Origin of the sequence: Rhodococcus shunpengi, assembly GCF_048381395.1 — a bacterium.
Lineage (GTDB): Bacteria > Actinomycetota > Actinomycetes > Mycobacteriales > Mycobacteriaceae > Rhodococcus.
In genome coordinates this window covers 1-7627 of record NZ_JBLWIU010000007.1, presented here as the reverse complement: position 1 = coordinate 7627, position 7627 = coordinate 1, and the positions used below count along the sequence as shown (strand labels likewise).

Below are 7627 nucleotides of genomic sequence, written 5' to 3'. Positions count from 1 at the left end.
AATGCACCCGGCACCGCTGCCAGGACGAACCCGTGAACTGCTGCGCAATGGCAGCTTTGAGCCCGCTGTGCGCATCGGAGATCACCAGATGCACCCCGGACAGTCCCCGACCCCGTAACCCGACCAGGAACTCCCGCCAGAACTCGTAGGATTCGCTGTCCCCGACCGCGGTGCCCAACACCTCACGGCTACCGTCGATCGACACCCCAGTTGCGACCACCAACGCCTGGGACACCACGTGCGCACCGACACGGACCTTGCAGAAAGTGGCGTCGAGGAACACATACGGAAAGCTCGTGTGCGTCAAGGTGCGCTCCCGGAACCGGGCGATCTCGGCGTCCAGACCGGCACAGATCCGCGAGACCTCCGACTTCGAGATCCCGGAGTCGACTCCGAGGGCGCCGACCAGGTCGTCGACGCTGCGAGTCGATACCCCGTGCACGTAGGCCTCCATCACCACCGCGTAGAGAGCCTTGTCGATCCGCCGACGGCGCTCGAGCAGCGAGGGGAAGAACGACCCGGAGCGCAGCTTGGGGATCTTGACCTCGACGTCTCCGCTGGTGGTGGCGACGGTTTTGGTGCGGTGTCCGTTGCGGTGGGTGATGCGGGTGTCGGTGCGTTCGTAGCGGCCGGCGCCGAGTTTGTCGGTGGCTTCGGCTTCGATCAGAGCTTGCAGTCCGGTGCGGATCAGTTCGGCGAACACGTTGGTGTTGTCGGCGCTCTTGAGTGCGTCGAGTTGGGCGAGCAGTGCAGAATGGTCGTGGGTCATCGCGTAGCTGCTTTCTGTGAGTCACTGTGGTAGGTAACTCGTTGATCACTACGCGATGGCCCACCCTCGGTGAGGGATCGACACGCCGTGGACCTGCCCGGATGCCCTCAACCGATTCCCACCACTCCCTGGGACTTACCCGTCGATGCCCGAGGCGAGACCGAGCTCCGTGCGGAACTGGTTGAACGTGTTGGATACCGAGCCCAGTGCGATACGGCTACTGCGTTCCGTGCACCACAGGGCAGGGTTGTCCTCGCCTGATATTCGGGGTCGAATATCCTCGATCCATTGGACCAGACTCTCGACCGCCCAGTCCATCTCGGGAACGGTCAGGACACTTCGACGCTTCGGCGGGGCGCCTTTCATCGCCTTCCCGTACCGCACGTACAGAACGCCGTATCGACCGAACGCGGGAGCTTTCGGATTGAATCCGAAGTCGATCGTGTCGAGCATACGAACTTCGTTTCTGCGAAGTCCCCAGGCGTACGCCACCTTGAGCAGCACCGCGTCCCGAAACGCTGGGATGGCCCCCTTCCTTCCCTGGGCCAGGATGCGTTCGACACGATTGTCGGCGTGATCGAAAAGGTCCTGAACTTCCTCCCAGGTCAAGGCCCGTTTCTTCGGTCGAGCGATCGCGTCCTGGGTGTGGCGGGCGGTATTCCATTCGTGGCAGACCTGGGTGGGGTGAGTTCCGAATCGTTCCTCGCATGCTTCGGACCATCCATATGCAGGATCGACGAGATATGCCAAGAACGCCCGCAGTGCCAGTTGATAGCCCAAAAGTGTGCTCTGCGCCAAGCCGTGGATCGCCCGACGCTGCATGAAGAATTCGTCGACATCGGCAGCGGACCATTCCCACGGCTCACTGCCGGCAAAGGCGTGAAAGCGGCGGACGATCGCCTCTCGTGCGTTGACGGTACCGAAGCCCAGATTGCGACTGAGTTGCTGGTTTCGCCATCCGTCGAGCATGGCCTGAAAGACCTGCTCTTCGGGTCGGAGCAGTGCCACACCGTCGGCAAGGTGCAGCGACGCATCCCCAGGTCCACGGCGATCCGAACGACCCATGGAGACCCCCTCGCATTGTGCGCGAAATATTCGCACATAATGCGAATGTGGGTCAAGGTCGCCAGGTCAGAAGGGTGGAGAGGATCCACTGACCGGGTGAACATCCCCCGTGCGAGCGTGGGATAGCGGGATTCGGCGAGGAGGCGGAGCTCGGCAGATGGGTAGGGAATCCGCAGTTCAGCGCCTGCGTGAGTCGGTCGACACGGAGTGGTTGTCTCGTTCCGCCATGTGGACGTCACGGGTTCGCATGTCGCGCAACTCGTGACGCTTAATCATGGATAACCCCGATTATCCATCATGATCACGTCGAGAAGGCGGTCTACGGTCCGGGGTGGCCGTCGCCGAGATGACCACGACGACTGCGGTCGTTTGCCGCGTCTTCGGTTGGGATGCCGCCACCCGTATTGGTCCTGTCGTCGCTTCGACGTGTCGATCATGACCGAGGTAGATATCAGACATCCGAGTCGATCGACGCGTGTCCGGTTTGGGTCGATCGACATGCGCCCGGGCTGGCGGGACCGATGGTCGCGGGATCGCTGGTTCGTGCCGAGAGGTCGCGATCGGATGAGCCGCCGAAGCGCCTTCATCCGCGGCGGAGATAGGTGGTCGTATTCGCGGTCCGCGCGAATAACCAACCTGCTAGTTAACATAACGAAGGTTATCGGTGTTCTGTGACCAATTGCGCCACAGTGGTTTTCAGGTGAAATCGGCGTGGTCTCTCATGGGGACGAGGTGCTGCGCGAGCGCGTATGCACGGGCCCGGCGGTGCCACGGCGGCGGCAAGGTCGGCGGCGCCGTCGTGTCGTATATGTAACCTAGTACCTTCACGTGAACAACTTCAGCAGCTGTCCAGGCCGCAGGCGGACCGTCGGGACGGAGGAAGCGGAATTCACGACTCGTCCACGACCGGTGCGCGACCGTACCCACCCCATCCCGTCGAGGAAGGGGTAACCGTGATCCAAGTCGCGGGCGTAGGTCTCCCAGAGCCGGTCGGTATTGCAATTGTCAAGGGACAGTGGGACATCCTCGTAGGCGGACAGGTCATGTCCCTGTGCGCGGACAGCTGATCTCCCTGTCGGCGGTCAGCTGATCTCCCGCATAGGGGTCAGGTCAACGGCATCACCCCTCGTCCGGTGGTGGCGTCCTGCAGTCGCAACGAGGTGCCCTCGGTGATCACCACATGGGCGTGATGCAGCAGTCGGTCGACGGCGGCGGTGGCGAGGGTTTTCGGCATGATCGTGTCGAACCCGGACGGGTGGAGGTTGCTGGTCACCGCCAGGCTGCGCCGCTCGTAGGCGGCATCGACGAGGCGATAGAACGCCTCGGCGGCGGCCTGCCCGGACGGCAACATCCCGATGTCGTCGACGACGATCAACTCGGCGCGGGTGATGCGGGTGATGGTCTTGGCGATCGACCCGTCGACCGCGGCGCGTCCGATCGCTGCGGTCAACGACTCGAGGGTGAACCACGACACCCGCATCCCGGCGTCGATCACCGCATGGGCGAGCGCCTCGACGAAGTGGGTCTTGCCGGTCCCCGACGGCCCGCTGACCGCGAGGTTCTCGGCGCGGTGCACCCATTCGAGGGTCGCCAGGGAGCTTTGGGTAGGGGCCGGGATCGACGAATCCGCCTCGCGCCACGAGGAAAACGTTTTTCCGGCCGGTAATCCGGCGCTCTTGCGGCGCATCGCCTTCGTTGCCTCGTCGCGGCCGCGGACCTCCTCGTCGAGCAGCACCTTGAGGACCTCGGTCGGATCCCACCGCTGGGCCTTCGCGGTGGCCAGCACCTCCGGGGCGGCAGCGCGTAGATAGGGCAGGCGCATCCGTTTGAGTACGGCGACCAGATCGTCCGGCAATGCCGGCGCAGGCTGGTGGTTCATCAGCTCGCTCCCGCCGCTGCGGTGGTGCCGAATCCGGCCCAGGCGGCGGTGCCGGGCTGGACCGAATGGGCCTCGTCGGCGACGACCACCCCGGCGTCGCCGGTGGTGGCGGTGTGGTGCGCGACGATCGCCGGCAGGTCCGACTCGGCGAACCGGCCCGCCTCGGCCGCGACCGCCAACGCCGCATCGACGGTGTCGGCGCCGACGAACGCGGCCAACTCGACCGCGGCGGTCATCTTCGCGCGGATCCGGACCGCGCCGGCCGCCGAGGCGGCGATCAGCCAGGCGTGCGCGCCGGGACCGAGATCGAGGAACCGGGCCTCGGCCGCCGAACGGGCCTTCGGTGTCGGTGGCCGGGGTGCCCCACCGGGCTGCTGCGGGTGGTCCGGGTAATGCGCCGGATCGATACTCGGATTCCCCGGTGTCGAAAGGCGATGCCGCGCAACCTCACTCAACCCGCGTCGGTCACCGGCCCAGTCGGGGATCCGGGGCAGCGCCGACAGGTCGGCGACGATCACCAGGTCGGTGCCGGCGGCCCGCACCCACACTTCGGCGCCGACCAGGCCGGGCGGGGTCGAATAGCGCACCGACCCGAACCGGATCGTCTGATCGGTGCCGACGCTGCGGGTGGTGCCCAACGCCAGGGTGTGCGGGGTCGACGGCAGGGTGTGCAGGCGGACGCGTTCCTCTGCCAGCGCCTCGGTGGGGATGCGGGCGCTTTCGCGGTGCCGACGGGCATTGACGGTGGCGCAGAACCGGTCGCAGGCGGCCTCGAGGTCGGCGAACGAGGCGTAGTCCGGCAGCAGGTTCGCGTCCGTCGGCACCAGGTCCGCTTTGGCGATCTTGACGGTTGCTTCGCTGCCGCCCTTCGATTCCGGGTCGAAGGGCACGCAGGTGTGCACGGCCATGCCGTAGTGCCGGCCGGTCTCGACGATCTGCGGGTGCCGCACCGGGATCCCGGCGACGTGATCGATGCTCACCGTGCGGGGATTGTCTGTCAACGCGTAGGTCGGTGCCCCACCGAAGCGACGCAGCGTGGCGTCGAGGCACGCGATCAACGTCGGCAAACTCTGGTCCCATACGGGGATCACCACCCGGTAGCGTGACCACGCCAGCCAGGCGCAGAACAACAGCGTCGAACGCAGGATCCCGCCCGGGCCGGGCACTTTCGGGCCCTGACCCCAGTCGAATTGCATCCACAGTCCCGGTTCGGTGATCCAGGGTCGGTAGGTGCGGCGGTGTCCGGCCTGCCATGCTGCTTTCGCCTCGGCGACGGCGCGTCGGGTGGTGCGTTCGGTGCCGTCGAAGCCGAGGGCGAGGAGGCGTTCGTGGACGATGTCGGCGCGGACCTTGCCTTTGCTGCGCTCGACCCATTGCTCGATCTGGGGTAGGTGCTCGTCGATGATGCGGGGTCGTCGCGACGGGCCGGTCACCGGCATCCCCGCGTCCCGGGCGGCAACGTAGCGTCGGACGGTTTTCGGATCGACGCCGGCCAGTTGCGCTGCGGAGTGCGCGTTGCCGGTGGTGTCGTAGGCCTCGAGTATTTCCATGATGTCCCTGTCAGACTTCTTCATGCGTCCCTCCGGTGGGAGTCGCTCGGTGGTGGTCGAAGACCTCGAGCAAAACCCCGGAGGGGCGTCTGGTTCAGGACCGACACACCGCCGGCCCCTGTGTCCATCGTCAGGGAGATCAGCTGTCCGTCAGCAGGGACGAACGTGTCCGTCTACAGGGAGGTTGGCATGTCCGCTAGGCCGTGTTTCAAATGTGGTTCCGCCGAGGGATTCATTGCCCCGCCTGGCGTGTCATGACAACTGAATGAGCGAGGTCTCCGGTAGAGGGTTAATCGACCAAGACAAACCTGAATACCGGAGACCTCGTGCCCAGCGTAGCGGTATCGGGGCGGGCGGATCTGACCGACGCGCAGTGGGCATGGTTGGAGTCGTTGCTGCCTCGGGGAAAGAAGGCGGGTCGGCCGCCGAAGTGGACGAAACGCCAGCTCATCGACGGGATCCGGTGGCGCATCCGCACAGGATGTCCGTGGCGGGACATTCCGGACCGGTACGGACCGTGGCAGACGGTGTATGGATTGTTCCGGCGTTGGCAACGCGCAGGGGTGTGGGCGCAGATGCTCACCCGAGTGCAGGCGCTCGCCGACGCGGCCGGCGCGATCGTGTGGGAGGTCAGCGTCGATTCGACCATCGCCCGAGCACACCAGCACGCAGCCGGTGCCCGCAGGGACGGTGATCGGCAGGCCGAGCCGCCGGGCGGTGTCGACACCGAGCCCGATGATCATGCGTTGGGACGTTCCCGCGGCGGTTGGACCACGAAAACCCATCTGGCATGCGAGCAGGGCCGCAAGGTCCTTTCACTCATCGTCACTGCAGGTCAGTGCGGTGACAGTCCGCAGTTCGAGGCCGTGCTCGACGCGATTCGGGTGCCGCGGCGCGGTCGTGGTCGACCGCGCCGCCGCCCTGATGCGGTCCTGGCGGGCAAGGCGTACAGCAGTGCCGCCAACCGCGCCTACCTGCGCACGCGAGGGATCAGGGCGACGATCCCGACCAAGACCGACCAGGTCGCGAATCGGAAGAAGAAGGGCTCGTCCGGTGGTCGCCCACCTGTCTTCGACACCGAGCACTACAAGCAGCGGCACGCCGTCGAGTGCGGCATCAACCTGCTCAAGCAGAACCGTGCTGTGGCAACGAGATACGACAAGCTTGCGGTCCGCTACACCGCCACCGTGCGTATCGCCGCGATCAATCAGTGGCTGCGATCAGCCACCTTTTGAAACACGGCCTAGCTGTATGAGGCCATGACGTTGGTGACACCGGTCCGGAGCTTGCTCGCGGGCGGCCGGTTTCCGACGGCAGTATGCGGCCGATGATAGTTGTAGTGCACATTCCACACCTGTAGGGCCTGGGCGCGTTGCCGTTCGCTGGCCCAGACGCGGGCGTAGAGGAACTCCTCGGCCAGGATGCGGTTGTAGCGCTCCACTTTCCCGTTGTGGCGAGGCGTATACGGGGTGATCCGCTGATGCCGGCCACCGTGGAGCACTTTCGCGAAGTCCTTCGCGCGGTAGCAGGACCCGTTGTCGGTGACGACCCGGTGGATGTGCACGATGCCGTGGGCGGCGAAGAACACCCGTGCGCGGTGCATGAACCCGATTGCCGTGGCGGCCTTCTCGTCGGATAGCGCCTCGGTATAGGCAAGGCGGGAGAACCCGTCGACCGCCGAATGCAGGTAGACGTAACCGGCGCGGGCACCGGCGACCTTGGCGCGCTCGACCTTCTTGGCCTGCTCGCTGCCCCGACCGTGGACACGCCAGCCACCGCCGTCGGGGATCCGGCCGACTTTCTTGATGTCGACGTGCACCATATGGCCGGGCCAGCGGGCGATGATCCGGCGTGGCTGGCGATTGTTCTCGCCGTTCGGATCGAGGAACCTGCGCCGGTTCAACCCGAGGTGAACGAGGTGCCGGCTGACGGTGCGCACCGAGATGCTGATGCCGTCGGCGCCCAGTTCGTGGGCGATGCGGGCTGCGGACCACTTGCGGGTCCGCCGCAGGGTCTCGATCCGCGCCACGGTCTCAGCCGGGGTCGCGGTGGGCTGATGGTGCGGCACGCTGGGGCGGTCGAGCAGACCGAGTTCGCCGTGTTCGCGGTAGCGGGCCATCCATTTGCTGGCGCAGGACCGGGAGATCCCCATCTCGGCGGCGACATGGGACAGCGGACGGGTCTGGCACCGCTCGACGAGACGGCGGCGACCTTCGACGGACAGCGGGGCGTTACGGTGGAGCATGGACGGGTTCTTTCGGTTGCGCTGGGTGAGTTGGTGGTACTTCCCATCCTGCCGTTGGAAGGCCCGTCCGCCTTCTTCAATCCCCTGAGCTGGTGTCTACAACGTCATGACCCGCAACA

At 65.9% G+C, this 7627-nt stretch carries 6 protein-coding genes; 1 reads left to right on the top strand and 5 read right to left on the bottom strand.

Features of this window, described 5'->3' with window-relative positions; all coding sequences use genetic code 11:
- The 4 genes from ACNJ7K_RS00965 to istA form a co-directional block, all read right to left on the bottom strand.
- On the bottom strand, positions 1 to 769 hold a 769-nt coding region (locus ACNJ7K_RS00965; RefSeq protein WP_487041017.1), incomplete at its 3' end, for an IS256 family transposase.
- Positions 770 to 904: 135 nt separating this feature from the next.
- On the bottom strand, positions 905 to 1834 hold the full coding sequence (locus ACNJ7K_RS00960) for a tyrosine-type recombinase/integrase (protein WP_487041016.1): 930 nt from the start codon (positions 1832 to 1834) through the stop codon (positions 905 to 907).
- A gap of 1105 nt (positions 1835 to 2939) precedes the next feature.
- The gene (gene istB, locus ACNJ7K_RS00955) at positions 2940 to 3713 is read right to left on the bottom strand and encodes an IS21-like element helper ATPase IstB (protein ID WP_268655955.1); all 774 of its coding nucleotides are present in this window, start codon (positions 3711 to 3713) and stop codon (positions 2940 to 2942) included.
- Entirely contained in the window at positions 3713 to 5287 is a 1575-nt protein-coding gene (gene istA, locus ACNJ7K_RS00950) for an IS21 family transposase (RefSeq protein ID WP_317551040.1), read from the bottom strand. Before istA ends, istB begins: the two co-directional genes overlap by 1 nt.
- 302 nt (positions 5288 to 5589) lie before the next feature.
- On the opposite strand from istA, the gene ACNJ7K_RS00945 reads away from it, so the two are divergent.
- Positions 5590 to 6498 carry an IS5 family transposase gene (locus ACNJ7K_RS00945; RefSeq protein WP_487041015.1) on the top strand — a complete coding sequence of 303 codons (909 nt, stop codon included), beginning with the start codon at positions 5590 to 5592 and terminating at the stop codon, positions 6496 to 6498.
- An 8-nt stretch (positions 6499 to 6506) separates the two neighbouring features.
- Here the strand turns inward: ACNJ7K_RS00945 and ACNJ7K_RS00940 are convergent, their stop codons facing one another.
- Entirely contained in the window at positions 6507 to 7508 is a 1002-nt protein-coding gene (locus ACNJ7K_RS00940; RefSeq protein ID WP_487041014.1) for an IS481 family transposase, read from the bottom strand.
- Positions 7509 to 7627: the final 119 nt, after the last annotated feature.